Annotated in this window: 23 protein-coding genes; 12 read left to right on the top strand and 11 right to left on the bottom strand. The window is 62.6% G+C overall.

The window, feature by feature from the left end; translation table 11 throughout:
• Positions 1-6 precede the first annotated feature (6 nt).
• Entirely contained in the window at positions 7-714 is a 708-nt protein-coding gene (locus tag OJ996_RS21035) for a metallophosphoesterase (RefSeq protein WP_264515653.1), read from the bottom strand.
• Positions 715-783: 69 nt separating this feature from the next.
• On the bottom strand, positions 784-1,137 hold the full coding sequence (locus OJ996_RS21040; RefSeq protein WP_264515654.1) for an arsenate reductase family protein: 354 nt from the start codon (positions 1,135-1,137) through the stop codon (positions 784-786).
• A 46-nt stretch (positions 1,138-1,183) separates the two neighbouring features.
• Between OJ996_RS21040 and OJ996_RS21045 the strand changes: the two genes are divergently transcribed.
• Both OJ996_RS21045 and OJ996_RS21050 read left to right on the top strand, forming a co-directional pair.
• Positions 1,184-1,648: a hypothetical protein gene (locus OJ996_RS21045; protein ID WP_264515655.1), complete on the top strand. Its 465-nt coding sequence runs from the start codon at positions 1,184-1,186 to the stop codon at positions 1,646-1,648.
• Positions 1,649-1,730: 82 nt separating this feature from the next.
• Complete coding sequence (locus OJ996_RS21050) at positions 1,731-1,997, top strand: hypothetical protein (RefSeq protein ID WP_264515656.1); 267 nt, start codon at positions 1,731-1,733, stop codon at positions 1,995-1,997.
• Positions 1,998-2,040: 43 nt separating this feature from the next.
• Here the strand turns inward: OJ996_RS21050 and gpmI are convergent, their stop codons facing one another.
• Positions 2,041-3,582 (bottom strand): 2,3-bisphosphoglycerate-independent phosphoglycerate mutase, encoded by a 1,542-nt coding sequence (gene gpmI, locus OJ996_RS21055; protein WP_264515657.1) that lies wholly within the window; start codon positions 3,580-3,582, stop codon positions 2,041-2,043.
• A gap of 199 nt (positions 3,583-3,781) precedes the next feature.
• Here gpmI and OJ996_RS21060 point away from each other — a divergent pair, with 199 nt between their 5' ends.
• The 7 genes from OJ996_RS21060 (at position 3,782) to OJ996_RS21090 (ending at position 14,124) form a co-directional block, all read left to right on the top strand.
• Complete coding sequence (locus OJ996_RS21060) at positions 3,782-5,686, top strand: potassium transporter Kup (RefSeq protein WP_264515658.1); 1,905 nt, start codon at positions 3,782-3,784, stop codon at positions 5,684-5,686.
• 147 nt (positions 5,687-5,833) lie between these two features.
• A complete protein-coding gene (locus OJ996_RS21065; protein WP_264515659.1) occupies positions 5,834-6,841 on the top strand; it encodes a patatin-like phospholipase family protein in 1,008 nt (335 codons plus the stop codon).
• Positions 6,795-8,258 carry a phenylacetate--CoA ligase family protein gene (locus tag OJ996_RS21070; protein ID WP_264515660.1) on the top strand — a complete coding sequence of 488 codons (1,464 nt, stop codon included), beginning with the start codon at positions 6,795-6,797 and terminating at the stop codon, positions 8,256-8,258. Before OJ996_RS21065 ends, OJ996_RS21070 begins: the two co-directional genes overlap by 47 nt.
• A gap of 8 nt (positions 8,259-8,266) precedes the next feature.
• Positions 8,267-9,526: a thiolase family protein gene (locus tag OJ996_RS21075; RefSeq protein ID WP_264515661.1), complete on the top strand. Its 1,260-nt coding sequence runs from the start codon at positions 8,267-8,269 to the stop codon at positions 9,524-9,526.
• A 4-nt stretch (positions 9,527-9,530) separates the two neighbouring features.
• Positions 9,531-11,573 carry a 3-hydroxyacyl-CoA dehydrogenase NAD-binding domain-containing protein gene (locus OJ996_RS21080; protein ID WP_264515662.1) on the top strand — a complete coding sequence of 681 codons (2,043 nt, stop codon included), beginning with the start codon at positions 9,531-9,533 and terminating at the stop codon, positions 11,571-11,573.
• Positions 11,539-13,401, top strand: a complete 1,863-nt coding sequence (locus OJ996_RS21085; RefSeq protein WP_264515663.1) for an acyl-CoA dehydrogenase family protein — start codon at positions 11,539-11,541, stop codon at positions 13,399-13,401. Before OJ996_RS21080 ends, OJ996_RS21085 begins: the two co-directional genes overlap by 35 nt.
• 63 nt (positions 13,402-13,464) lie before the next feature.
• On the top strand, positions 13,465-14,124 hold the full coding sequence (locus tag OJ996_RS21090; RefSeq protein WP_264515664.1) for a DUF4328 domain-containing protein: 660 nt from the start codon (positions 13,465-13,467) through the stop codon (positions 14,122-14,124).
• On the opposite strand, the gene OJ996_RS21095 is transcribed toward OJ996_RS21090, so the two are convergent.
• The 6 genes from OJ996_RS21095 to OJ996_RS21120 all read right to left on the bottom strand — a co-directional run bounded on the left by OJ996_RS21095 (position 14,105) and on the right by OJ996_RS21120 (position 18,665).
• Positions 14,105-15,154 carry an NUDIX domain-containing protein gene (locus OJ996_RS21095; protein ID WP_264515665.1) on the bottom strand — a complete coding sequence of 350 codons (1,050 nt, stop codon included), beginning with the start codon at positions 15,152-15,154 and terminating at the stop codon, positions 14,105-14,107. The genes OJ996_RS21090 and OJ996_RS21095 overlap by 20 nt on opposite strands.
• An 80-nt stretch (positions 15,155-15,234) precedes the next feature.
• Positions 15,235-16,395: a hypothetical protein gene (locus OJ996_RS21100; RefSeq protein ID WP_264515666.1), complete on the bottom strand. Its 1,161-nt coding sequence runs from the start codon at positions 16,393-16,395 to the stop codon at positions 15,235-15,237.
• Positions 16,392-16,931: a hypothetical protein gene (locus tag OJ996_RS21105; RefSeq protein ID WP_264515667.1), complete on the bottom strand. Its 540-nt coding sequence runs from the start codon at positions 16,929-16,931 to the stop codon at positions 16,392-16,394. The genes OJ996_RS21100 and OJ996_RS21105 overlap by 4 nt, the downstream gene beginning before the upstream one ends.
• Positions 16,928-17,701: a hypothetical protein gene (locus OJ996_RS21110; protein WP_264515668.1), complete on the bottom strand. Its 774-nt coding sequence runs from the start codon at positions 17,699-17,701 to the stop codon at positions 16,928-16,930. The genes OJ996_RS21105 and OJ996_RS21110 overlap by 4 nt, the downstream gene beginning before the upstream one ends.
• 340 nt (positions 17,702-18,041) lie before the next feature.
• Positions 18,042-18,413, bottom strand: coding sequence for a DciA family protein (locus OJ996_RS21115; RefSeq protein WP_264515669.1), 372 nt, complete (start codon positions 18,411-18,413; stop codon positions 18,042-18,044).
• Between the two features lie 15 nt (positions 18,414-18,428).
• Positions 18,429-18,665, bottom strand: coding sequence for a ferredoxin (locus OJ996_RS21120; RefSeq protein WP_264515670.1), 237 nt, complete (start codon positions 18,663-18,665; stop codon positions 18,429-18,431).
• 145 nt (positions 18,666-18,810) lie between these two features.
• Here OJ996_RS21120 and OJ996_RS21125 point away from each other — a divergent pair, with 145 nt between their 5' ends.
• Together OJ996_RS21125 and hemQ are read left to right on the top strand one after the other, a co-directional pair.
• Entirely contained in the window at positions 18,811-19,824 is a 1,014-nt protein-coding gene (locus OJ996_RS21125) for a hypothetical protein (protein WP_264515671.1), read from the top strand.
• A 3-nt stretch (positions 19,825-19,827) separates the two neighbouring features.
• Positions 19,828-20,655 carry a hydrogen peroxide-dependent heme synthase gene (gene hemQ, locus OJ996_RS21130; protein ID WP_264515672.1) on the top strand — a complete coding sequence of 276 codons (828 nt, stop codon included), beginning with the start codon at positions 19,828-19,830 and terminating at the stop codon, positions 20,653-20,655.
• Positions 20,656-20,820: 165 nt separating this feature from the next.
• Here hemQ and OJ996_RS21135 read toward each other — a convergent pair whose 3' ends face one another.
• Positions 20,821-22,068 carry a PDZ domain-containing protein gene (locus OJ996_RS21135; RefSeq protein WP_264515673.1) on the bottom strand — a complete coding sequence of 416 codons (1,248 nt, stop codon included), beginning with the start codon at positions 22,066-22,068 and terminating at the stop codon, positions 20,821-20,823.
• Positions 22,069-22,088: 20 nt separating this feature from the next.
• Entirely contained in the window at positions 22,089-23,048 is a 960-nt protein-coding gene (locus tag OJ996_RS21140) for a S1C family serine protease (protein ID WP_264515674.1), read from the bottom strand.
• A 127-nt stretch (positions 23,049-23,175) separates the two neighbouring features.
• On the opposite strand from OJ996_RS21140, the gene OJ996_RS21145 reads away from it, so the two are divergent.
• Entirely contained in the window at positions 23,176-25,554 is a 2,379-nt protein-coding gene (locus OJ996_RS21145; RefSeq protein ID WP_264515675.1) for a transglycosylase domain-containing protein, read from the top strand.
• Positions 25,555-25,563: the final 9 nt, after the last annotated feature.

Genomic DNA, 25,563 nt, shown 5'->3' on the forward strand with positions numbered 1-25,563 from the left:
AGCGTTTCAGTATTCGAAAAACAGCGGCTTGAAGCCCATTCCGCGGATGGCGGATCCGGTGTTGTGGAAGCGCACCCCTCCCTCGACGTGATTGCTGAAGGGAACGTGCGTGTGCCCGAAAAAGCAATCCACCGTGCCCACCCGCCAGTCCGGCGAAAAACCATCGAGGTGCCTCGACACCCGACGGACCGTCACCCCGCGCGGAAACTGCTGCTGGCTAAATAGCTTCCCCACCCCGGTCGAAGCTGCGATCGCATAGAGTCCGCTGCCGATCGGGCCGCAGGGGCGGTCCCGGCTCCAGGCATCGCGATGGGCAGCCAGCCGCTCGCCGCTCATTTGCGGGCTCGCGCAGTCCCCCGGGAGGAAAAGCGAGTGCCCCAGACGGATGGTCTCCGAGTGGAAGTTCAGCGGTCGACACATCCGGCCAAGATCCTCCGCCTGTGAGCGGAAGGTCCGCAAGCGGTCATGATTGCCGAAAATGTAGTGCACCCGCCGTCCGTCGAATTGCACCGACAGGCGCTCGAGCCAGAGCAGCGCGGCACGGATGGAAGCCCCCTCCGAGGGATACATGCTCCAGCGGAAGTCAAAAGTATCCCCATTCAACACCAAGGTATCGATGCGCTCCAGATGCCTCTTGATGCGACGCAGCTGATCCTCGCCATTCGATCTCGGGGAGAACAGATGAAGGTCGGAGATAACAAGTCCTTGTCTCAACGCCCGGAGTCTACGGGAAAGCACCGGTGCCGTCGATCCTTGCCCGCGCCTCCCGAAAAATTCACACATTCACCGCAAAGCCTTCTCCCACACATCCGCCTTGAAGCCCACCAGCACCACCCCGTCCCCGATCACGAACGGGCGCTTCACGAGGTTCCCATTTCCGGAGAGCAGGTCCACCGCCTCCCGCGTCGTCATCGTGGGCAGCTTGTCCTTCAGGCCGAGCTCGCGGTAGTCGCCGCCGGAGGTATTGAAGAGCGGACGGAGGTCGCCTTGGTAAGCGTTCACGGCCATCAGCAGCTCCTCCGCGGTTGGCGGGGTTTCGCGGATCGCCTTCACTTCATGCGGCACACCATGTTCTTTCAGCCACTTCAGGGCCTGTCGGCAGGTGTCGCAGCCTTTGTATGCGTAGACGGTGAGCATTCCCGATCTTGCCTCTAGCGCTCCGCCGCGCAAGGCTTCCCGCCCGATGAGTTTGAAGGACGGACTGCTGGAAGAGATCAGGGCGGAATTGAGGCGGCGTTTCGACCGCCTTACCAAGGCGGCCCGGGAAGCCCATGCCGCCGCTACGGATCCCGGCAGCAAGGCGGAAGGCAAATACGACACCCGCAGTCTGGAAGCCTCCTACCTCGCCGCCGGCCAAGCCCGTCAGGTCGAGGAGTTGGCGGCCGATCTCGAACTTTTCGACAAGCTCAGCCTGCCCGACTTCGGCATGGAAGATGAGATCGACGCCGGGGCCTTGGTGGAGGTGGACATGAACAGCGAGTCCGCATGGTTCCTGCTCGCTCCCGGCGCCGGTGGATTGGAGTTGGAGTGGGAAGGCCGCACGATCACCCTGCTCACGCCCTCAAGCCTGCTCTATCGCAAGCTGTTAGGCCTGAGGACCGGGGATAGTGCGGAATCCCCGGAATTGTCGGTTTCCGAAGTAATGTGAACCGTCCGCGACTTACCTACGTAGTTCTTCTACAAGCGAAGACGTAATACCGGGCTTGGCCGAGTAAGGGTAATTTTCGGACATGAGATCCCCCCACCTCATCCTGATCATCCCTCTGTGCCTAGCCGCCATGAGCTGCAAGAAGTCCGCTGTCGCCGCCTGCGATTCCTTCGGTGAGAAGCTCGGCGAAGTCGCTGCCCAAGCCTCCACGCGAGTCACCGATTCCGCCAAACGAAGCTCTGGCAAGAGCCACGACCAAGGCTGGGATCCGGCATCCCAAGATCTCCCTCCGGGAATGACGGCGGTGCGCTCGAAGCCAGCCGCCAAGCATCCCGAGATCGATTGGTAGGCATCCGGGCCTGGCGCCCGGATGCACCCCAAATCATCTCAGCTTACTTCTTTGCCAGCAGGCTGGAGCCGCTCATTTCCTTGGGCTTCTCCAGCCCCATCATGTCGAGCAGCGTGGGAGCCACATCGGCGAGAATGCCGTCCTTCACCTGATACTTGTCAGCATCGGCGCCCACATAGATCAGGTGGACGAGGTTCGTCGTGTGAGCGGTGTGTGGCGAGCCGTCCGGATTGATCATGTACTCGCAGTTGCCGTGGTCGGCGGTGAGCAGCAGCTTGCCGCCCAGACGCAGGGCCTCGGTGACCACGGCCTCGCAGCAGGCATCGATTTTCTCGCAGGCCTTGATCGCGGCTTCCACCACCCCGGTGTGACCGACCATGTCCGGGTTCGCGAAGTTGATGATGACCAGATCGTAATCTTTGAGGCGGCTGACCACCGTAGCGGTCACCTCATCTGCGCTCATCTGCGGCTTCAGATCGTAGGTGGCCACATCCTTCGGCGACGGGATGATCGCGCGGTCCTCGCCTTTGTTAGGCTTCTCGATGCCGCCGTTGAAGAAATAGGTCACGTGCGGGTACTTCTCCGTCTCCGCGATGCGGAGCTGGGTCTTCTTCGCCTTGGCGGCGGTTTCACCAAGGCCCATCTTCAGGGTCTGCGGGCGGAAGATCACCGGACAGTCGTAGTCCTTGGCGTATTCCGTGAGGGTCACGTAGTTGACCTTCGGGCGACGGCCCGCCTTGAAGGGCTTGAAGGTTCCCTCGGTCAGGAAAGCATCGGAGATCTGGCGCACGCGGTCGGCGCGGAAGTTGAAGAACAGCACCACGTCGCCGTCGCGCACCAGCTTCTTGCCCGGCGTCACAAAGACCATCGGCAGCAGGAACTCGTCGGTCTTGTCCTGCGCGTATTTCTCCGCGATCGCCTCCGAAGCCAGCACGTCCTTCGCTTCGCCGATGCCATGCACGATAGCATCCCAAGCGAGCTTGGTGCGCTCCCAGCGCTTGTCGCGGTCCATCGCATAGTAGCGGCCGGTCACCGTGGCGATCCGCGCGCCATACTGGGCGATCTCGTCCTCCACCTTCGAGACATACTCCGCGCCACCGGTCGGAGAGGTGTCGCGGCCGTCGGTGATGGCGTGCACGTAGATGTCATCCACGCCTGCCTTCTTCGCCATGCCCACCATCGCGCAGAGGTGGTCTTGGTGCGAGTGAACCCCACCGTCGGACAGCAGGCCGATGAAGTGCAGGCGCTTGCCCTTGGCATCCGCCAAGGCCTTCTTGAAAATCTTGTTCTTGGCCAGTTCGCCGTCCTCGATCGCCTTGTTAATCCGGGTCAGATCCTGGTAGACGATCCGCCCTGCGCCGAGATTCAGGTGACCCACCTCGGAGTTCCCCATCTGCCCCGGAGGCAGGCCCACATCCATGCCGGATGCGCTCAAAAAGCCCTTCGGATACTGCTCGAACAACGCATCGTGGAAAGGAGTCTTCGCAAGAAGGGAGGCGTTGCCGTCTTTCTTTGCAGTCTTCTTCCCTCCGGGGTTCACACCCCAGCCGTCGCGAATGATGAGCACCACCGGTTTCTTGGCCATGACGCGCCGCGTGTAGCGACCAGCGGGCCCAGCGTAAAGCGGGGATTCCGCGGATTCCAAGGCAACCGCGAAGCGCCCTCCGTCATGCGCAAATCCTTGAAATTGCAAGCTTCAACTGCGTATTCCATGTAGGGGATTTCGCTGGCCACCCGGTCCGGAGAGTGCTTGGAAAGCGGCGCGGACGAACTGTTCCGCGACGATGAACAATCCTTCCGCCGGCCACGCCGGTCGCCAGCCCTCGCTCGCCGCTGCCACTTTGGCAGCCCTCGGGATCGTTTTCGGAGACATCGGCACCAGCCCGCTCTACGCCTTCCGAGAGTGCTTTGCCCCCCACGGCATCGACCCCACTCCCTTGACCAAGGGGAATCTCGTCGGCGCGGCCTCCCTGATCGTCTGGGCGCTGATCCTCGTTGTCTCGGTCAAATACGTCCTCATCATCCTGCGTTTGGATAACCGGGGCGAGGGCGGCATCCTCGCCCTTTCCGCTCTCATTCGCTCCGCTGCGCGGCGGCTAGGGGGCAAGGACCCAAAGATGATCCTTCTGCTCGGTCTCGCCGGCTCATCGCTGATCTATGCGGATGGCATGATCACCCCCTCCATTTCCGTGCTGTCTGCGGTGGAGGGGCTTTCCGTCAGCGCGCCGCAGCTCTCGAATTACGTCGTGCCACTCGCCGTCGTTATCCTCGTGGGCATGTTCAGCATCCAACGCCACGGCACGGGGCGGGTCGGTATTCTTTTCGGGCCGATCGTGTTGCTCTGGTTCCTCACCCTCGGCGCCCTTGGCCTGCGCGGCGTCATCGCTCATCCGGAGGTCCTGAGTGCGATCAGCCCGACCGCCGGCATCACCTTCCTGATCCGGGAATGGCATCATGCATTCCCTCTGCTTGCTGCCGTATTCCTGGCCGTGACCGGTGGTGAAGCGCTCTATGCGGACCTCGGCCATTTCGGCACACGCTCCATCCGCGTCGGCTGGTTCGCCGTGGTGCTCCCCGGCCTTGTCTTGAACTATCTGGGTCAAGCGGCCCTGCTCAGCTACGATCCCTCCGCCCTGCGCGCGCCCTTCTTCCTCCTCGCGCCGGAAATGCTGCGCTTTCCGCTCACCATCCTGGCCACCGCCGCCGCCGCGATCGCCAGCCAAGCGCTTATCTCGGGAGCTTTCTCCCTCACCACCCAGGCCGTGCAACTCGGCTGCTTGCCGCGCGTGAAAATCCGCTACACCTCGGATCACTCCGCCGGGCAGGTCTATGTTCCCTCGATCAACCGCTTCCTTCTCGTCGCCTGCATCGTGCTGGTGGTTAGCTTCAAGAGCTCCACCGCCCTCGCTGGCGCCTACGGCATCGCCATCGTACTGACGATGACGATCACCTCTTTCCTCTTCTACTCCGCGGCGCGCGCCGTATGGGGCTGGACCAAGCTCAAGGCCGGGGCCGTCACCGGTCTCTTCCTCGCCATCGAGATTCCTTTCCTCGCCGCGAATTCGCTCAAGATCATCCACGGCGGCTGGCTACCGCTCGTCGTGGCAGGCTCCGCAATGGGCCTGATGGTCACCTGGATCTGGGGTCGGGCCCGCCTCTACAAGCGCCTTTCCCGCGAGGCCCTGCCCGTCGATGCCCTGCTGGCCGATCTCAAGCGCGGCTCGATCCACCGCGTCCACGGCACCGCCGTCTACATGAGCGGCCGCGGCGACACCGTGCCCACCGCCCTGCTACACAATCTGAAGCACAACCAAGTCCTGCACGAAAAGGTCGTGCTGCTCCACGTCGATACCCTCGACCAGCCCTACGCCTACCCCTGCGCCTGCGCCAAGCATGAGGATCTTGGCAGCGGCCTGCACCGCGTCAGCCTGAGCTTCGGCTTCGCGGAAACTCCGGACGTACCGGAAGCACTCAAGACCCGGTTGCCGGAAGAGGTAAAATTCCATCCGGGCAAGGCGACCTACTTCCTCGGCCGCGAATCCTACGGCGTGGGCAAGAATGCCAGCGCTCTCGATCGCATCCGCCTAGCGGTTTTCGCTGTCATGGCTCGGAACGCGTCCCCCGCCACGGCTTACTTCCGGCTCCCGCCCGGTCGCGTCGTCGAGCTCGGGGCGCAGATCACGCTCTGAAAAGGCTCTGAAACCTACGCAAAGCGCCCCTGTTTCAAATCGCTCTCTCGGAAAAGTTCCAGCACTCGTTTGCATTCCACGCGTCTCCGCCTACTGTTAGGTGGACCGGATTGATCCGGCCCGACAACTGGAAAGGAACCCTGCCAGATGCTCGGAAAAATCCTGCGCTTCTTCCGCGGAGACCCTCGTCCTGAACGACGGGAAAGGCCTCTGGACGACGCTCCGGTGCCGAAACTCGGCTTGGCACTTTCTTCCGGCGGAGCACGCGGGCTGGCCCATGTCGGGGTTCTTCAGGTTCTTGAAGAAAACGGCATCGAGGTGCATGCCATCGCTGGCTCGAGCATGGGTGCCTACATCGGGGCCCTCTGGGCAGCAGGCTTTTCCGGCGCCGCTCTGGAAGAACTCGCCGCGGAGATGCACGACCGCCGCCAACTCTGGCGACTGGCCGACCCGATGATCCCGCCCATGAAGGGTCTCTTCCGCGGCATGAAGGCGCGGGCTCATCTCGAACGCTCCCTCGGCGACCTCTGTTTTGAGGAGCTTGAACGCAAGATCCTCGCCGTCGCGGTGGATATCGACACCAAGGAACGCATCGTCTTCCGCCGTGGCCGCATTGCGGATGCCATTCATGCCTCCTGCGCCATGCCAGGGATCATCGCTCCGGTGATGGTCGATGGCCACCGCTGCGTGGACGGCGGTGTGATCGATCCCGTTCCTGTCGGGGCCCTTCATAAGTTTACCGATGTCGACCGCGTGATCGCGGTCTCGGTGGTGCCGACCTTCCGCGATGTCGAGGAAGGCCGCTGCGCACGTGACGAAGAACCTTCTCCCACTTGGCTGCGCCGCTTCGGCTCGGCCCTCAATGGCAATCTCAACCTCCTCGCGAGGGGTAACATGATCGATACCTTTCGCCAAGGCATCCGCGCCGCGCAAATCCGCTTGGCGCACGAGGCCTGCAAACGCGCCGACCTCACCCTAAGGCCGGAGCACTTCTTCGCCCCTTGGCACGACTACTCCGGCTTCCGCCGATTCATCGACGCCGGCCGCAAAGTCACCTTGGAGCACTTGGACGAAATCCGCGCCTTGTTGCGCCCAGATCTTCGCAGCCATGAACTTCCTACAATCCAATCCATGGTGGGCCACGACGTCGCATGATGAGATGCACCATCGCCAGGATGCGCTCTTGAGGCGGCTCCTGAGTGATCGCGTGGTGCCATTCACCGCTTATTATTCAAAGCTGTTCAGCGAGCTGGGAATCGAGGCCGGGGACATCCGCGGCACCGATGATCTGGTGAATCTCCCCTTCACCTCCAAGCGACTGCTGGAGAATCCGAAGGACTTCGTGGTGATTCCGGAGGAAGCCGCGCTGAAGCATCAGTGGGCCACCATTCGCCATGCTCTTACCCATGGTCCTTCGTCGACCAAGCGGATGTTGGAGGAAGAGCTGCGGCCCATCCTGCTCACCAGCACAACCGGCCGTTCGGCTGCGCCTGTCCCCTTCCTTTATACGAAGTATGACATCGCGAACCTCGAAACTGGTGGCACGCGGATGATGGAGCTCTGCAAGTCGGATCCAGCTTGGCGGCACATCAATGCCTTCCCCTTCGCGCCTCACCTGGCCTTCTGGTTGGCCCATCATGCGGGCACCGGCTTCAACACCTTCATGCTCTCCACCGGCGGAGGCAAGACGATGGGGACCGAGGGCAACTTGCGTTTGATCGGGAAGATCCAACCGGACGCGATCATCGCGATGCCCACCTTTCTTTACCACCTGCTGCAGCAGGCGGCGGCGGACAAGCAACGCTGGACGAATCTCAAGCGCATCGTGCTCGGCGGCGAGAAAGTGCCCGCCGGCATGCGGGTGAAGCTCAAGGCGCTCTGCGAACAGATCGGAGCCTCCGATGTTGCCATCATGTCCACATACGGCTTCACCGAGGCCAAGATGGCGTGGACGGAATGCATGCCGGATGGAGACTCCGAGCCGAGCGGCTACCATATTTATCCTGACCTCACTTTTATCGAGGTGATCGATCCCGAAACCGGTGAGCGCGTCCCCGACGGCCATCCCGGTGAGATCGTCTGCACACCGCTTGATGCTCGCGGGACCGTGGTCATCCGTTACCGCACCGGCGACCTTATCGAGGGCGGCCTTGTCCATGAGGCTTGCCCCTGCTGTGGCCGCAGCTGTCCGCGCTTGGTCGGCAAGATCTCCCGCGTCTCCGACATCCGCCGTCTCAACATCGGCAAGCTCAAGGGCACCTTGGTGGACTTCAACGCCTTGGAGAATCTCTTGGATGACACCGAAGGTCTGGGGGCCTGGCAGATCGAATTGAAGAAACGAAACGACGACCCGCTCGAAAGCGATCTGGTGCTCGTCCACGCCGCGCCCTCGAACGGCACCAACCGCGACACTCTCAAGAAGCGCATCGCCAACCGATTCGGGCAAGCCGTCGAGTTCGCCCCGAATGACATCGTCTTCCACTCTTGGGACGAGATCCGCGAGCTGCAAGGCGTGGGCAAGGAACTCAAGGAACAGAAGGTGGTCGATCACCGGCCCGCTAACGACAACTGAAACAAGCCATGTCCGATCTACACATCATCGCCGGAGTCCGCACTCCCTTCTGCCGGATGGGATCGGACTTCGATGGGCTGGGGGCCGATGATCTCGGCCGCCATGCCACCACAGCGCTCCTGCTCCGCACCGGTATCGATCCGGATCTCATCGACGAGGTGATCTTCGGCTGCGTAGCCCAACCTGCGGATGCGGCCAATGTCGCCCGTGTCATCGCGCTCCGCTCGGGCATTCCGAAGCGCATTCCCGCGGCCACGGTCCACCGCAACTGCGCCTCGGGCATGGAGGCCATCACCACCGCACACCAACGAATGATGAGCGGGCGCGGCGAGCTCTTTGTCGTGGGCGGAGCTGAGAGCATGTCCAGCGTGCCGATGATGTTCTCACATGCCAGCGCCCGGAAATTCGGCGAGCTCGCGAAGGCGAAAGCCGTCGGCCAGAAGATCACCGCACTCGCCAGCTTCCGCCCGAAAGACTTCAAGCCCCGCGTGGGACTTCAACTTGGTCTCACTGATCCCTACAGCGGGATGATCATGGGAGACACCGCGGAGATCCTCGCCCGCGAGTATCACATCTCCCGCGAGATCCAGGATTCCTTCGCCGCCGCATCGCATCGCAAGGCATTCGCCGCCGCGGACCTGCTCAAGGAGGAGATCGCGCCCGTGCACCTCCCGGGCAATGCCGTGACTCGCGACAATGGTGTGCGAGAAGACTCCACGCCACAGAAGCTGGCAAAGCTCCGCCCGATCTTCGATCGCCAGACCGGAACGGTCACGGCGGGTAATAGCTCGCAGATCACCGATGGCGCCGTCGCCCTTCTCGTCGGCAGCGAGGATGCGGTGAAGCGCCTCGGCATCGAGCCGCTCGGTCGCCTCAGCGGCTACGCCTACAGCGGTTGCGACCCCGAGCGCATGGGCCTCGGTCCTGTCCATGCAATCGCGCTGGCCCGGCAGATCACCGGCCTGTCTCCGGAGGATGCCGATCTCGTCGAGATCAATGAAGCCTTCGCCGCCCAAGTCCTCGCGGTGCTGGCCGCGCTGCGCGATCCCCGCAAGAGCGGTCACGAGCTTCATCCCGTCGAGATTCCCCCCGAAATTCTCAACCGCCGCGGCGGCTCCATCGCACTCGGCCATCCGGTCGGTGCCACCGGAGCGCGACTCGCACTCACCGCGCTCCACCAACTCCGTGAAACGGGCGGCCACCGCGCTCTCATCACCGCCTGTGTCGGCGGCGGCCAAGGTGCCGCTCTTTGGCTCGAACGAAACTAAGGCCATGAACCATCTCCATTTCCAACTCCAAGGTAGCCACGGCGTGCTGACCTTCGACCGCGAGGGATCCTCGGCGAACATCTTCGACCGCCCTGCCCTTGTGGAACTCTCCGAAAAGCTCGATGCGCTTTCCGCTCATCCGGAGCTGGCCGGACTCATCATCCGTTCGGCCAAACCTAGCATCTTCATCGCAGGAGCCGATCTCAAGGCGCTGTCTTCGGCTCATGGTGAAGAGCTACGCGATCTGATCGAGCTCGGCCAAGCCACCTTCGACAAGCTGGCACACCTTCCCTATCCGACAGTCGCGGCCATCCACGGGGCCTGCGTGGGAGGAGGACTGGAACTGGCTCTCGCTTGCGACTGGCGGGTCGCCAGTGACGAGAAGGCCACCAAGATCGGACTGCCCGAAACTCAGCTCGGTATTCTTCCCGCCTGGGGTGGCACCACGCGTCTGCCAAGATTGATCGGTCTGCCCGCTGCCCTGCCTTTGATTCTGGCCGGCAAGATCATGCCCGCGAAGGCGGCGCGCGCTAAAGGTATCGTCGATGCCGTCGTGCCGCAGGAGCACCTTGAAGAGCATGCCCTCGTGCTGCTGCAGAAGGGCAAGCGCCACGCCAAGCCACACCTGCTGATTCACAATCCGCTCGTCGCCCCGCTAATCGCCCTCAAAGCGCGGGCCGATCTGAAGAAGAAGACCCACGGACTCTATCCCGGACCGGAGGCGGCCCTCGAGGTGGCCGCGAAATCCTGCTACGGCCCCGTCCACGCCGGCTTCGAGCGCGAGCGGGAGGCGATCCTCCAGCTTGCCGAGCGGCCGGAGACCCACCAACTGCTCCGGCTCTTCTTCCTTCAGGAGCGCGCGAAGAAGCACAAGATCGTGGCCGCCGATCCTCAACCGGTAGGCCGCTGCGCCGTGATTGGTGCCGGCGTCATGGGAGCGGGCATCGCCTACTGGCTGAGCACCCGCGGACATGAAGTGATCCTGCGCGATCTCGACGATGCAGCCCTCGCCAAAGGAATGAAGTCGATCGCCAAGGGCTATGATGAGGCTCGCAAGCGCCGCGTGCTAACCCCGACGGAGGCCGCGCGCGGCATCGATCGCATCCTGCCTTCTTCCGTCCCAGTGCCCTTGGACCGCTGTGACCTGGTGATCGAAGCGGCCGTGGAGAAGCTCGACATCAAGCGCAAGGTCTTCGCCGACCTTTCCGCCCGCACACGACCGGACACGATCCTGGCCACAAACACCTCCGCCCTGCCCGTTCATGAACTGGCCGAGGTGATCACCCATCCCGAGCGCCTGGTGGGCTTGCACTTTTTCAATCCCGTCCACCGCATGCAGTTGGTCGAGGTGGTGCGAACCCCTCAAACATCCGACGCGACTTTGGCGACCGCTGTGGGCTTCGTCCGCTCGATCGGCAAGCTCCCCGTGGTGGTCCGGGATTCACCGGGCTTCCTCGTGAATCGGATTCTGATGCCCTACTTGGTCGAGGCGGCGTCTCTCTTCGAACGCGGTGGAGACCCCGAGGAGCTTGATGATGACATGCTGGACTTCGGCATGCCCATGGGTCCGCTCCGCCTTCTCGACGAAGTCGGTCTGGATGTGGCGGCACATGTTGCCCGGACCTTGGCGGACGCCTTCCCCGAGCGCATGAAAGTTCCGGACTTGCTCGACAAGCTCATTGCCAAAGGTCATCTCGGCCGCAAATCCGGATCCGGATTCTACATCTACGAAGGTCATCGTACCCGTCCGAATCTGGAGGCCTTGGCCCTTCGCAGCGGGACGGAGCCTCTGCCCGCGGATACCGCCCGCCATCTCGCCCGCTGCATGAGCGAGGAAGCGCGGCTCTGCCTGGACGAGCATGTCGCCGAAACGGCAGACGACATCGACCTCGCGATGGTGCTCGGCACCGGCTACGCGCCCTTCCGTGGCGGCCCCCTCCAGTACGAACTCAACCTGGCAAGCATGCCGAAGAACAACGCCCCAACGGCGAAACCCGCGACCCCGCGATCCCATGAAGGCCTCACTCACGCCACCCGACACCACTGAAAAGAAAGTCCGCCGCGATACCGGCGCTTCCATCATCGACACCACGAAGATGTCGGAAGGCCAGCGCGCGGCCTTGGAGCTGGCCGAGTCCTCGCGCGATAGCCGGGAACTCAGCGGCTTCGCCGCCTCACTCTTCGATGGCTCCCCGGACTTCAGCCCGCTCTTCCCCTTCCCCGCTCAGAACGAGAGCGACCGCGCGGAAGGCGACGCCTTCCTCCAGAAGCTCGGCACCTTCCTACGCGAGCGCACCGATCCCGATGCCATCGACCGCGAGGGCGAGATCCCGGACGAGGTCTTCAAAGGACTCGCCACCCTCGGTGCCTTCGGCATCAAGATCCCGAAAGAACTCGGCGGACTGGGTCTCTCCCAGACGAACTACTCGCGTGCCGCGATGCTGCTCGGCGGTCATTGCGGCAACCTGACCGCGCTGCTCTCCGCACATCAATCGATCGGCATTCCCCAGCCGCTTCTCGTGTTCGGCACGGATGAGCAGAAGAAGAAGTATCTCCCAAGATGTGCCGCAGGAGATGTCTCAGCCTTCGCCCTGACGGAAACCGAAGTCGGTTCCGATCCCGCGCGCATGAAAACGGAAGCCAAGCTATCCGACGACGGCAGCCATTGGATTCTCGATGGCGAGAAGCTCTGGTGCACGAACGGTTTGAAAGCGAAGCACCTGATTGTGATGGCTCGCACGCCGCTGCCGGACAAGCCGAACGCCATCACTGCCTTCATCGTGGAGACCTCGTGGCCCGGCGTGGAGATCGTGAACCGCTGCCGCTTCATGGGCCTGAAGGCGCTCTATAATGGCGTGATCCGTTTCACCGGCGTGAAGGTGCCGCGTGAGAATGTGGTAGGGGATGAAGGCAAAGGACTGAAAGTTGCTCTGACAACGCTGAACACCGGGCGGCTGACCCTCCCCGCCGCTTGTGTCGGTTTGCTTGATCGCTGCCTCGACATCGCGCTTACTTGGTCCCGCAGCCGCGAGCAATGGGGCCAAGCCATCGGCAAGCACGAAGCGATCGCTGGCAAGCTCGCGGACCTTGCCGCCGACGCATTCGCCACTGAAGCGATGGTTCGCTACACCTCCGCTTTGGTCGATGTGGATAAACACGCCGACATCCGCCTGGAGGCGGCCATGGCCAAGCTCTGGGGCACGGAGGCCGGCTGGCGCGGTGCCGATAGAACCATGCAGATCAAGGGCGGCCGCGGTTACGAGACCGCGGACTCCTTGCGCGCCCGCGGTGACAAGCCCGATCCGGTGGAGCGTCTTCTCCGCGATAGCCGCATCAACACGATCTTCGAGGGCTCCACCGAGATCATGCACCTCTTCATCGCCCGCGAAGCACTAGATCCTCACCTCCGCCGCGGTGCCGCAGCACTCGATACCCGCAAGGTTGCAGGCGAGCGCCTGAATGCCGCGGCCAAGGCGGGCCTCTACTACGCACGCTGGTATCCCGCCCGCTGGCTACCTTCATCGGGCCACATTCCCCACGACTTGGATCCCGGCCTGAAACGCGGTCTCCGCGATATCGCGAAGCTGAGCCGCAAGCTCGCCCGCACCCTCTTTCACTCCATGGCCCTGAACGGACCCAAGCTGGAACGCCGCCAGCTCTTGTTAGGCCGTTTGGTCGATATCGGTGCCGAACTCTTTGCAATGAGCGTCTCCGTCTCCCGTGCCCACACGCTCGGTGACACCCGCTCGATCGAGACTGCCATCTACATCTGCCTGCGCGGCAAGCGCCGCATCGAAGCACTCTTCGCGGATGCCTCACGATCGCCGGATAAGACGGCTTACCGCCTCGCCAAAGCTCTTCTGGAGTCCTCTTGAGGGGTCCATTGGCCCGATCTTGTTCTTGTCCCCATTCCTGCTCTGCAGGCATGGTTCACAGAGATGGCCGAAGAGCCGGTAGATCCCTATGTCCCGCCGGCAACCAATTGGATGCCCCCCGGTAGCAATCTCCGCTCGGAGCATCTTAGAAATCCCCGCCTATGGGCCCATCTCTGCTGCTGGCCCTACGGGATCGCCGCGACCTTCGATCTCGTTCATCAACTGCTCGGACTAGCCGGTTATACGGCAGCGCCTACTTGGCAAAAGTTCATGGGGCAGACTCTGGTTGGGGCGAGGATATCGGCAGCACTCTTCTTCCTCTGCTGGGTTTACCGCGTGGCTTGGAATGCACGGAAGCTGGCCCCTCCCGGCACCACCGTTGAGCCAGCCGGGATCGTCGGCACTTTCTTCATTCCCGCCCTCAATTTGGTAGCTCCGTGGTGGCAGATGAAGCGCGTCGCCCGGATCACAGCAGGAACTGCGCTGCAAAACCACATCAAAGTCTGGTGGGCCGCGGTCCTCGTTGCTTACCTGATTCCCTTTCACCTTCTCACTATCCTCGGGGTGCTCGAGGATCACATCCGGGACTCCCTCCTCGGCGATGGGATCGTGCGATATTGGTATGACTACTTGTCCAAGCCTCTCTTCTTTCTGGTCGCAATCACCGGTATCACCATGGTCATGCGGCTCACCCGCGCCCAACTCAGACGGGATGCTCGATGACACCCTGATTCAGGGCCTCCACCAGTAGGGTCCGTGTCGGCCGGTTGAGGTCCAGCCCCATCGCCTCTGCCGGCGTGACCCAGCGATAGTCCTGCGCTTCCTCGTTGAGGACGATCTCCCCGCTCTTCACCCGCGCCACATAGTTCAGCAGCAGGAAGTGCTCCGGCCGCAGAAACTCGTGCGAGTCGATACAGTCCTGCACGATCACGAAGCGGATGCGATCGATCTCCAAGCCGGTTTCCTCCCGGATCTCGCGCCGCAGCGCGTCCTCCGTGCTCTCGCCCCGGCGGATCTTGCCACCGGGAATCCCCCAGCGGTGGCCCCACTTGTGCGTGCGAAGCATCAGCAGCTTGCCCTTTCCGTCGTGAAGCAGCGCTCCTACCGTCGCCACCGGTCGAGGACGCCAACCCGGTCTACCCACGAAACGACGCAGCGCATCCAGATCCGGCACCGTGAGGTCGGGTCGCGATTCCGAGAGCGGCCCCGCCAAGGTATACCCCGTAAGCACCGCAATCGAAGTAAGCTTCCCGTGCCGCGCCGTATCGATGTCATGCGTCATGTCACCGATGAAGGCGGTCTCCTCCGGTACTAGCCGGTGTTTCGAAATGATCTCCAAGATCAGCTCCCGCTTGTCCAGCACCCCGGAATAGGTCGCCTCGAAGAAATCTGCCAGCCCCAGATCCACCAGTTGTTTCTTGAACGACTCGCTGTCCATGCTCGTCAGCACGAAGGCTCGCACCCCGTGCTGCTTGCACCACTCCAGCTTCTCCCGTGCATGAGGCAGAATCGTTACTGGCGACTTGCTTCCCGCAAATGCCTGCCGGAAATGCACCTCGAGTTCCGGCAAGGGAACCCCCGGTAGCATCTCCTCGTAAAATTCACGATACGGCAACCGGAAGACCCTTCGGAACTCCTCGCGATCCAAGGCGGGCTTGCCATAGATCGAGAGCACATGATTGGTCGCCTCCAATACCGGAGGCAGGTCGTCCACAAGCGTGCCTGACCAGTCGAAGATGAAATTTCGGAACATGAAGGAGGGCTCCCGGGAGCGGTTTGGCGGATAGCCATTCCTAGCCCCGCGCGCGCTTGGAAGAAAGCCCAATCCCGCCCCTACTTCTCGGCATCCGAGATTGTGCTCCGCACTTGGATCGTGCGGTCGATCTCGAAGCTCACATACGCCACCCGTTCCGGCGTGCGGTCATTGAAGGGCGTCACCGTCAGCACCTCGATCGTATAGATCCCGTCCTCGCCCAGATCGGTCGGCAGCAAGGTCAGCGGCACCACCGCGTTCTGCGGCGCATAGGTGTTGAAGGACACCACGGAGGACCCGATCACCGTGCCGATGCGTCCGAGCTGCGGCGCGCCATGGTAGATCTGCGCGTAGGTCACGCTGTCCGGATACAAGTCCTTCAGGGTCACCCGCGCGTCGGAAGGCAGGTCCATGTAGCGCTTCCCCTCCTCGAGGTTCTCCACCACCCCCTCGCATATCGGCCAGACTTGGATCTTGGCCGAGGCGATTGCCGCCTTCTGCCCCGTCGATCCCAGCGGCACCCTCACCGTAAAGGTCTCTTCTCCGATCGCCTTCGTCGGTCGTTCGAAGGGCAATTGCTGATAGACGTTCGTGTCCGTGAAATCGCCGTTCAGCGTGAAGCGGTAGCCCTCGCCATAGGTCCCCTGCCCGCTCCCGTTCGGGAACGGCGTGTGCAGTTCCGGATGATACACCTTGAAGCTGCGATCCATATCCGCGCTGCTCACCCCGCCGCGCGGGTCAGATGGATCGGCCAGCTTGCGGATCGCCAGCGAAAACGAATACGGCCGGTCCGCACGCGTCCGCACCGGCTGGTAGTTATCCTCGGAACGCAGGATCACCATCGCCTCCGGCAGGTGCGCCCCCACCGTCTTCTCATCGAGCAGCTTCGGCAAAGGCGGCGCATCTCCGCCACCTCCTAGGTTGATGTCCAAATGGATGCCTAGCACGTCCAGATCGAGCAGATGCGAATCTAGCGACACGTTCGCATGGGCGATGTTCCCCGCATTCAGATCCAACAGACTCCACGGGCTGTAATGGTCATCCTCATACGCGTAGAGTTGGAAGACCGCCCCATCCCCTTCCAGCGGCTTGGATAAGACCTCGCCCGTCTTGCCCGTCACCGGGACGTCGTAGACCACTGTCTGATTCTCGATCAGCTGGATCTGCCGGATAAAGTCCACGGCTATCGAGGATCCGGAGCCGAGAACGAGCAGAGCGGGGAGGAGGAGCCTGCGTTTCATTGCGTTTTTTCGACAAGGGTGGGAGGAGTCAAAACGGTCACCGGATTGCCGCGGAAAGTCGCGATCACCATCTTTCCCGCCGCCGCAAAGGACTTGCGGTCCGCCTCCGCGATCGCCGCCTCCCCTCGCACCTGTGGCATCGTCACCTCCCGCGTCGTGATCCAATTGCGGTTGGCCACCAGGAATTCCGACCACACCATCATGCGGCCTTGCGGCTTCGCCATGATTCGTTCGGACATCCCCTCGGGGCAATGGATCACGCAACCCTTCGGCAGCATCACAAAGCGTTCGCCATCCCCAACGAACTGCGAAAGCTCGGCCAGACTGTAACCCTGCGGCTTGAACTTCACCACCTTGGGCTCCAGCCCCTTCTTTTTCCTCAGTTCCTTCAGCAGCTCGTCGCTCGGCAGATCGCCCGCCGGCCCCTTCTGTTCCTTTGGCAGGACTTCCGGCCCCGTCCCCGTGCGTCGCGGTTCTTCCTCCGCCGCGGAAGTGGCCACTGCCGCCGCGATGAATATGGTCACCCAAGTCTTCATGGCAGAACCTCGATCTTGAGCCATCCGTTTCCTTGCGTGCCGCTCAGGTCGATTGCCACGTTCAGCAGATCCGGCGTCTGGATCTCCGGCAAATCGATACCTTCGCTCGTACCCAGATCCGTCTTCTGCGGCGGGGTCCCGATCACCGTGAGATTCACATCCCCCAGATCCAGCCCTAGAAAGGGCGGCCGGTAGACTTGCGGCAGCTCTTCGCGGTTGATCTCGTAGCCCACTTCCAGCGCACTCCCCAGCACCGCACTGGAAGATGCTATCACCAGTTCACCGGACATCTCGGGTGGGGCCGGGTGATACTCGCCCAGCACGTAAAAGTGTCCGGTCGAATTCAGATTGTAGTGAGGAGGGCTCGTCAGCCCCGGCAAAATCGAGCTCAGCAGGTCGGAGCCCGCCATGTGGAAGGTCAGGTTTACCGGAACCTTGTTCTGTGGGTCGCACAGCGTCCAGTTCGCGCCGTAGCGTTGGGTCGGTTGCAGCCTCACCCCGGGCGAGTTCCCGCTCACTTGGAGCTGCTCCGGATAGAACTGCGCCAATCCGGTCTGCACCCGCACGTAGGTGCTTGAACTCACCACCGCCCCGGTAGGAATCAGGCCCAGCAGCTTCTCACGGAACTGGGTTCCCACCAGCACCGCATTCGCCGCGGAGTTCCCCAGCGTCAGACTCCCCGCCACCCCGAAGACGTCGTACCGGTAGGGCTGGCCCAAGGCCACCGTCTGGGATCGGTTCGCAGCGTTCAGCGCGACCGTGGAGGTCATGCCCGGCGCCCAGCACTGCACTTGAGCGCTGGCGGGATCTGTGGAGACGGCGACGAAGGCACACAATGGTACCGCTCGGAAAGCATTCCGGGGGATCATGGCTGGCTGATGTAAGGATGAAAACCCAGGCAACTCGGATTACCCGGGAAGGGGGGTGATCAGAACCGGCGTAAGGTGGGACTGCCGCCGGAACTGCAATCTTGCGTGTGGGCCCCCCTCGCGAACGAGCTATGGAACTCAGCACACTTGACTACCCAACTTGTCGCATCATCAAGGAAGTTGAACAAGAGGGCAGAGAAACCTTCTACTTATGGTTCCATAAGCATAACTCCCCGTCCTCCTAACCCACTGAAAATCGAATGATTTTCACCATCCCCTCTCCCGCGGCCGCCTGAATATTCTTCAACAGCACCGTCTTCGTTTGCTCCAACTGGAAGCGGATTGCCGGCTGCAAGACCTGCAGGGTCAGACACCCGTTTTTCAGTGAAACGGGCGTTGCATGCCGGGCCACGAACTCCCCCGCCACCTCTTTCCACATCTCCCTCAGGCGTTCTTCGTCGATCCCCTCGCTCGCACCGGCCTGCCGGAGGATTCCGGCAAGGAACTCCTTCGGCAAATGCAGGCGCTCATCCAGATGCGCAGGCTCGTCACCGCCCCGCCAGTCCCGCAGGATGGCGCGTCGCATCGCCTCCAGCCGGGATTCCTTTTTCATGGCTCGGTGGCGGGCTTATTCCTCGCCATCCTCCCCGATCGCTTCCACCGGGCAGCCTTCCATCGCCTCCCGGCACTGGGATTTCTCCTCATCGTTCTCGGGCTGCTTGTAGACGTAGGAATATCCCTCGTCGTCGGAGCGGGTGAAATTGTTCGGGGCGGTTTCGCGGCAGAGGTCGCAGTCGATGCACTGGCTATCGACGTAGAACTTGCCTGACACGTTCTCCGGATTCTTGTCTTCGCGGTCGGCCATCGGGAAATAAGGAGGATAATCCTGCTCCGGACTGCATCGCGCCACCTGACCTCCCATGCAATCCTTTTTGCGGACCTCTTTGCGGGCGAGGTTTCCACTGGCCAAGCCCCGGCGGGATTTCTAAACCGGGGCTGCGCCTTCACTCATGCCTGCGGATCCACCCAGCAATACCGGTTCACCCGACCGGAGCCGCCCCACCGCGGCCGACCTCTCCAAGGAAACCACCGAAGGCGACCTCTGGAATCTCGATGACGAGCCGGTCGAGAACCTGCCCACCAAACCTGCGCCTCCGCCCGCCGCCGGCAGCCGCGCCGCCCCTGCGGAATCCGCCGGGCGCAAGGCCATCCAGCGCTCCGAGCCTCAGGGCGCGGCGCGCAAGGCAGCCCCGGCCAAGGACGAATCGCCGTCCGCCGCCTCGCACGATGAAATCGGGGATCTCGACGAAACCCCGGGGGAAGATCAGGAAGAAGCCGTTCTCCTCGTCCTTGAGGACGAACCGCAGTCAGCCCCCGCGGCACAGCTTCCCCGGGAAGAAGCGCCCGCCCCACCGGCAGAGGCAGCCCCGCGCCAGAATCGTCCCCGTCCTGCACCTGCCCCGCCGCCAACCACCCTCTCACTCCCGAAGCTTAGTTCCCGCGAAATCATCGGCCTCGGTGCCTTTGGTTTCTTCATCGCGCTGGCCGCCATCTGGGTCATCACTCGTTTCTTCACCCAAGTCCCTTTCCAGGACAGCTACCTCGCCGCGCCCGATTATCCGGTTCGCGGCCAGCACGCAGTCATCATCGCCGCGGAAACCTTCTGGCGAGAGCCCGTCCGTGAAGGCGCGAACCGCGATAGCGCCAAGCGCGAGGTGATGATGATCCCGGTCGTGGAGATCACCTTCGATCCCAACTCCAGTGCCGGGGCTCTCTGGATCATCTTCAAGAATCAGGACGGCGAAATCATCGGCGACCCTCTCATCCGCTCCTTCACCCCCGCCGGGGCGAAGCTCGCCGTCGCCGCCACGGATGGATTCGTCAGCGAGGGGGATTACAACGCCTACCGCACCAGCGACAAGCACCCTTGGACCGTCGAAGTGCGCGAAGGCCCCTCCGCCGATGGCGGTTCCGCCTCCTTCAAGCCGCTCACCGTTATCCCCATTTCACCCCTGCGCCGCTGAATCATGTCTCAAAGCTCCATCCCGCCGCTGGTGCCTCGCGAAGGCTGGCACGTCATGCACCTCTTCTATCAGATCGACCATGCCCAGTGGTCGATCCTCGGCGATGATGAGAAGCGGATGGCCAAGACCCGGCTCACCGAGCTCGTCCAGGAGATCCGCGCCACCAAGGATACCCACCTCCTCACCTTCGCCATCGCCACGCCCAAGGCGGATCTCGGCTTCATGCTCCTCACCCCGGATCTCCAGGTGGCCAGCGCCTTCGAGAAGCAACTCACCCTCTCTCTCGGCCCGGAGATCCTCAGCCCGGTCTACTCCTACCTCTCTCAGACCGAGCGCTCGGAGTACACCACCACCTCCGAGCAATACGCCGCCGATACCCTCGTCGCGGAGAAAGGCCTCGCCGAGGGCAGTCCCGAATTCCAGCAGGCCATGAAGGAATTCGAGGAGCGCATGGACCACTATCTCAAGCACCGGCTCTACCCGGTGCTCCCGGATTGGCCCGTCATTTGTTTCTACCCCATGTCCAAGCGCCGCAGCGGCACGGACAACTGGTACTCGCTCGATTTCGAGGCCCGCCGCGAACTCATGTCCGGTCACGCCCGCGTCGGCCGCACCTACTCCGGCCGCATCCTCCAGCTCATCACCGGCTCCACCGGCCTCGATGAACATGAGTGGGGCGTCACCCTCCTCGCAAAGGACACCATCGAAATCAAAGCCATCGTCTACGAAATGCGCTTCGACGAAGTCTCCGCCCGCTACGCAGAGTTCGGTGACTTCTACATCGGCATGCAGCTCCCCCTCGACGAGCTCTTCCGCCGCGTCTGCCTCTAACAAGGCGCAGGCCTCAACAGCGAAGCCACTCTCAAGGCCCGCCCCTCAAAAGGGCGGGCTTTTTCACATCCTCGCGCCACAGACCCTTCCCCTCCTGTTAGAAACTCCTCCTCACAAAAGGAAAAGAGCCGCCGGTAGCACCAGCGGCGCTTTGAGAACCTCACCTCACTCCTCCATCCCTTCCATCTCCTCCTTCATCCGTTCCATCAGGCGGTCCATGTCCTCCAGATGGCGGCGCAGTCGGTCGGCGGAGCCGGGTTTCAAGGGAATCACCTGCGGGCGCTGCTGCTGAGGCCCCGCCTCATCGTCATTCCTCGTCACCTGCTGGCGCTCGTCCTCCTTCGCGGAGATCGCAGCGCGGGCCGCATCCTCGGAGAGCGGGTTGCTGTTCAGAACCTTCAAAATATGCGCCGCCGGCAGGATGAAGCTCCGCGTCCGGTCGGCACGCGCGATGGAGATCCCCACCACGTTTCCGTCCAGATCCACCACCGGGCCGCCGCAGCGGTCCCGTTCCAGCTGCATGTCGGTCTGGATCACCGAAGGGAAACCCGTCTTCACCAGGCTCGGCCTCGTGCCCATCCGCTCCATCTGGCGCAGGCGGCCATTCGGGAAGCCTTCAAACTCCGGCTTCTCCTTCATCGTCGCCTTCACGCTCTGCTCTTCGCCCTTACGGGTGTAGCGAATGTCCACGGCTTCGCCCGGACCGAAACCCGTCAGCGCGTTCCGCATCTCGAAAAGGCTGTTCACCGCGCGACCGCCGATCGAAAGGATCACGTCGCCGGACTTCAAGCCGGCCTCGGAGGCTCCGCTCTCTTCCTGCACCTCGCGGATCTTCACTCCGCTGCCCTTGTAGGTGTTGTCCAGTCCCACGCCCAGGAAGGCTTGGTCCTTCTCCCGCAGCGAGCGAGCTTCTACCGCCACCACGCCGAGCACCGTCGGCGTTTCGTCCGGAGACGCCGCGATCAGCATCTTGCCCAGCTTGGGAGCCTCGCCTTCCGAAAACTTGATCGGCTTGAAAGTCACCCCGTCGGTCTTCAGCACCGCCAAGTCCTCATCCTGATAGACCCCGGCTACCGTGGTCTTCGCCGAAGTATTGTCGAAACCGACCGCCAGGATATTTCCCTGCGCCATAGCGATCTCGCTCCACTTCGTCAGGATCCGGGTACCGTCATCCACCACCGTGCCGAAGCCCACCGGACGCCGGCCACGACCGGTGTCCGCCATGATCCACACGGTCGATTGCCGTGCGGTATCACCCACCGGCCGGATCGCATCGTAAAGCTGCGCCGCTTGCTCTTGAATCGCCAGCAACTCCTCCGGCCGCATCATCGGCACTTCCGGCTCGCTCCGCTGCGCCTGTGCCGCCGTCAGAAAGGCCGCGCTCAGCAGCGCTGCGATCATTCCTGTTTTCATCGTCGGATAAGAACTGACTTTCACTTCGGTTGCTCCTGCTTGATGAGTTCGACTTCCACGTCCAGCGACTGACCGCCGCGCTTCACGCTCACGGTGACCTTGTCCCCGGCCTGCTTCTTCGCAAGTAACACCTGTAGGAAGGCTCCGTCGCGGATCTTCGTGCCGTCGATCGATTCGATCACGTCGCCAGGCCTCAGCCCGGCCTTCGAGGCATGGGCGGACACCCCGCCGATCACCGCGCCGCCTCCGCGCACGGAGGGCCCCAGCGCGATACCCAGGATCGGGCGCTCAGGATTCAGCATCGGGTTCATCTGGAGTTCCCCCCAGACCTCCCCGGCCATTAAGCGCTCCCAGTCCTCCTTGAAGCCGTCAACCCCCGCGTGGTTGTTGTTCTTCAGCGCTTGGCCGATCGAGGAATTGATTCCCACCACTTTGCCGTCGAGATCGAACAGCGGACCGCCGGAATCACCGCCGATCAGCGTGCAGTCCGTGGTCAGGAAATTACCCGGGCCGTCGGAAACCACCCGCCCGAATCGCACCGGCGGCGTCCGCGCCGCGTCAAATCCCGCCGAGTGACCCATCGCGATCACCCAATCCCCCGCCTGCAGTGGCTTGGATTCCCCCCGTTCGATGTAAGGCCAAGGACCGTCCTCGACGATCTGCACCAGCCCGATGTCCTTGGACAGGTTGGCGCCCAGCACTTTTCCGTTCACCTGCTTCCCGTCCGGGAAGACCACTTGCACCTTCTCCGCCCCTTCGATCACGTGGGCAGCGGTCAGGATCAGCCCGTCCGCAGTGGTGATGACCCCGGAGCCGGAGGCACCGGAATCTTCCGAAATCAGTGCCACGGTGGCTGGCATCGCCTTCGTCGCCACCGCGGAGATTTTCTGTTCAAGCTTGCGCACGTCCTCGATCGTGCCCACGGGGTCTCTCGCCCACACCGGGCTCAGAAGCGCCGCCGCCAGCAAGGCTCCGGTCATTCCATGGAAAAATCTTTTGTGCTTCATCGCTTCGTCACACGTCAAAGCGACACGATCCACCCGCTTCGTCTGTCCCGGAACATCGCCATCGCCTGATCGGATCATCCGCGCTAATTTCTCCAAGTCCATGCCGAATCCCACACCGAAGGACCCGGACAAGTCCGCCGACAAACGCTCGTCCAATCGTAAGAAAGCCCCGGAATCCAAGCCTCCGGCGCTCGGCACGGTGGTTCTCTTCTGGCCCTTCCTGCTCTTCCACGGCCTGATCAAGCCGCTCCCGAAATTTCTTCGTTTCCCGGTCCGTTTCTTCGGTGATCTCGGGATTGCGGGACTCTACGTAGGCCTCATCATGGGCACTTTCTACTACGCCCGCGCTCAGCCCTTCGATATGGCCAAGGTGGCGGAAATGCCTCAGCGGACCATCGTTTACGACCGCCGCGGCGAGGAACTCGGCCGCATCCATGGCGAGAAGAGGGATGTCATCAACATTTCGGACGTCTCGCAGCACTTCATCTTCGCCATCCTCGCCCGCGAGGACAAACGCTTCTATAAGCATCATGGCGTGGACTGGGTCGGCGTGGCACGCGCCATGGTGGAGAACTTCAAGCGCCGCAAGGTCGATCAGGGTGCCTCCACCCTGACCATGCAGCTCGCCCGCAACAGCTTCAACCTGAAGTCGAAGTGGCTCGATTTCTCGCCCAAGCTCCAGGAACTCGATCGCAAGCTTTTGGAAGCCGCGGTTTCCTATCGCATCGAGTCCGCTTACTCGGGTGACGAGGGCAAGCAGGAGATCCTCCAACATTATCTCAACCGTATCTTCCTCGGCCATAACATCCGCGGTCTGGAAGAAGCCTCGCGCACGTACTTCGAAAAGAGCGCAAAGGACCTGACCCTCTCGGAGTCAGCTCTCCTCGCCGGCATCGTCCGCGGCCCGAATGCATTCTCGCCTTTCAAGACCATCGACGGTGCCAAGCGCGAGCGCGATACCACCCTTGACCGCATGGTCGCGGAGCAGTTCATCACTCAGGAAGAAGCGGATACCGCCAAGAAGGAGGAAGTGAACATCCGCCCGGAATGGCGCCGCACCTTTCACCACAGCTACGCCATGGACGCGATCACCCGCGAGCTGCTGCGCATCCTGGAGGAGGAAAACATCGAGATGGGCGGCCTGAAAGTGACCACCACCATCGACAACCTCATCCAGAAGAAGGCGGAAGAGGCTCTCGATGCGAAGCTCCGCCAAGTGGAGCGCTCGCCCGGCTACCCGCACCAGACGCGCTCGAAGTGGAAGGATCTTCCGGAAGGAGATCGGCCGCCACCGGAATACCTTCAGGGCAGCGTGGTCGCGATCGAGAACCTAACGGGGGCCGTGCTCGCCGTGGTCGGTGGCCGCAATGCGGATGAATCGAAGTTCAACCGTGCCCTGCAAGGTCGCCGCCAGATCGGATCGGTCTTCAAACCCTTCGTTTACCTCGCTGCCTTCGATGAAGGTCTGCGCCCGGATACCCTGATCAGCGATGGCCCGCTCTATCGCGGCGAGATCAAGAAAGCCGGCACATGGTCGCCTCAGAACTCCGATGGCAAGTATGGCGGGATGATGCCCGCCGCCACCGGCCTCATCCGTTCGCGGAACACCATGTCCGTCCGCGTCGGGAACAAGGCCGGCATCGACAAGGTCGCAGATACCGCACTCTCCGTGGGCTTCGAGACCCCCATGCCCAAGAGCCCGATCTCTTTCCTCGGCTCTTGGGAAGCCACCACCTACGAAGTCGCCTCCGCCTACACCGTCTTCCCGAATGGCGGCACTCGCCACCCTCCCCGCATCATCGATGAGATCCGCGATCGTGAGGGCAACATCCTCTACAAGGCAGATGCCGTGCCCTATGAAGCCACGCGCTCCGGCTCCGCATGGTCGGTGTCCAAGATCCTGCGTGAAGTAACCGAACGAGGCACCGCCGCCTCCGTGAAGTCGCTCGGCTTCAGCAAGCCCTGCGGCGGCAAAACCGGCACCACCAACGAGTATCGCGATGCCTGGTTTGCGGGTTACACCTCCAGCATCACCTGTGCGGTCTGGGTTGGCCTCGATACGCCCAAGAAGACCATCGACCGCGGTTACGGCTCTACCCTCGCCCTGCCCGTCTGGGTGGAGGTCATGAAGACCGCCGACAAGCTCGGCTACAAGGCCGAGGGCCTGAAGTCCCAGCTCTCCTTCGTCGAGTGCCGCCTTTGCCGCGAGTCCGGCAAGCGCGCCACCAACGGCTGTGAGCTTGATGGCGAAGCCTATACCGACAACGTCCCGGCCGACATCGTGCCTGCCGAGAACGACCTCTGTCCGATTCATCCCGCGAAGGCCTTGGCCGTGAACGAGGATGCCCCGGCCTCGGAACCGATGCGCGCCACACCCGTCGATGACGAAGCCCCGATGCGCGCCCAGCCCGTCGACGAAGGCCCCATCCAAGAGGAAGAAGAAGCTCCTCTGAAAGCCATCCCCGTCGAAGAGGAGTAATCCCTCTGC

The organism is Luteolibacter rhizosphaerae, assembly GCF_025950095.1.
GTDB classification, from domain to species: domain Bacteria; phylum Verrucomicrobiota; class Verrucomicrobiia; order Verrucomicrobiales; family Akkermansiaceae; genus Haloferula; species Haloferula rhizosphaerae.

Excerpts from the sequence above, each read along its gene's own strand:
- OJ996_RS21040 (WP_264515654.1), bottom strand. The coding sequence starts at position 1,137 with ATGCTCACCGTCTACGCATACAAAGGCTGCGACACCTGCCGACAGGCC.
- OJ996_RS21045 (WP_264515655.1), top strand. The coding sequence starts at position 1,184 with ATGAGTTTGAAGGACGGACTGCTGGAAGAGATCAGGGCGGAATTGAGG.
- OJ996_RS21050 (WP_264515656.1), top strand. The coding sequence starts at position 1,731 with ATGAGATCCCCCCACCTCATCCTGATCATCCCTCTGTGCCTAGCCGCC.
- gpmI (WP_264515657.1), bottom strand. The coding sequence starts at position 3,582 with ATGGCCAAGAAACCGGTGGTGCTCATCATTCGCGACGGCTGGGGTGTG.
- OJ996_RS21060 (WP_264515658.1), top strand. The coding sequence starts at position 3,782 with ATGAACAATCCTTCCGCCGGCCACGCCGGTCGCCAGCCCTCGCTCGCC.
- OJ996_RS21065 (WP_264515659.1), top strand. The coding sequence starts at position 5,834 with ATGCTCGGAAAAATCCTGCGCTTCTTCCGCGGAGACCCTCGTCCTGAA.
- OJ996_RS21070 (WP_264515660.1), top strand. The coding sequence starts at position 6,795 with ATGAACTTCCTACAATCCAATCCATGGTGGGCCACGACGTCGCATGAT.
- OJ996_RS21075 (WP_264515661.1), top strand. The coding sequence starts at position 8,267 with ATGTCCGATCTACACATCATCGCCGGAGTCCGCACTCCCTTCTGCCGG.
- OJ996_RS21080 (WP_264515662.1), top strand. The coding sequence starts at position 9,531 with ATGAACCATCTCCATTTCCAACTCCAAGGTAGCCACGGCGTGCTGACC.
- OJ996_RS21085 (WP_264515663.1), top strand. The coding sequence starts at position 11,539 with ATGAAGGCCTCACTCACGCCACCCGACACCACTGAAAAGAAAGTCCGC.
- OJ996_RS21090 (WP_264515664.1), top strand. The coding sequence starts at position 13,465 with ATGGCCGAAGAGCCGGTAGATCCCTATGTCCCGCCGGCAACCAATTGG.
- OJ996_RS21095 (WP_264515665.1), bottom strand. The coding sequence starts at position 15,154 with ATGTTCCGAAATTTCATCTTCGACTGGTCAGGCACGCTTGTGGACGAC.
- OJ996_RS21100 (WP_264515666.1), bottom strand. The coding sequence starts at position 16,395 with ATGAAACGCAGGCTCCTCCTCCCCGCTCTGCTCGTTCTCGGCTCCGGA.
- OJ996_RS21105 (WP_264515667.1), bottom strand. The coding sequence starts at position 16,931 with ATGAAGACTTGGGTGACCATATTCATCGCGGCGGCAGTGGCCACTTCC.
- OJ996_RS21110 (WP_264515668.1), bottom strand. The coding sequence starts at position 17,701 with ATGACCTCCACGGTCGCGCTGAACGCTGCGAACCGATCCCAGACGGTG.
- OJ996_RS21115 (WP_264515669.1), bottom strand. The coding sequence starts at position 18,413 with ATGAAAAAGGAATCCCGGCTGGAGGCGATGCGACGCGCCATCCTGCGG.
- OJ996_RS21120 (WP_264515670.1), bottom strand. The coding sequence starts at position 18,665 with ATGGCCGACCGCGAAGACAAGAATCCGGAGAACGTGTCAGGCAAGTTC.
- OJ996_RS21125 (WP_264515671.1), top strand. The coding sequence starts at position 18,811 with ATGCCTGCGGATCCACCCAGCAATACCGGTTCACCCGACCGGAGCCGC.
- hemQ (WP_264515672.1), top strand. The coding sequence starts at position 19,828 with ATGTCTCAAAGCTCCATCCCGCCGCTGGTGCCTCGCGAAGGCTGGCAC.
- OJ996_RS21135 (WP_264515673.1), bottom strand. The coding sequence starts at position 22,068 with ATGAAAACAGGAATGATCGCAGCGCTGCTGAGCGCGGCCTTTCTGACG.
- OJ996_RS21140 (WP_264515674.1), bottom strand. The coding sequence starts at position 23,048 with ATGACCGGAGCCTTGCTGGCGGCGGCGCTTCTGAGCCCGGTGTGGGCG.
- OJ996_RS21145 (WP_264515675.1), top strand. The coding sequence starts at position 23,176 with ATGCCGAATCCCACACCGAAGGACCCGGACAAGTCCGCCGACAAACGC.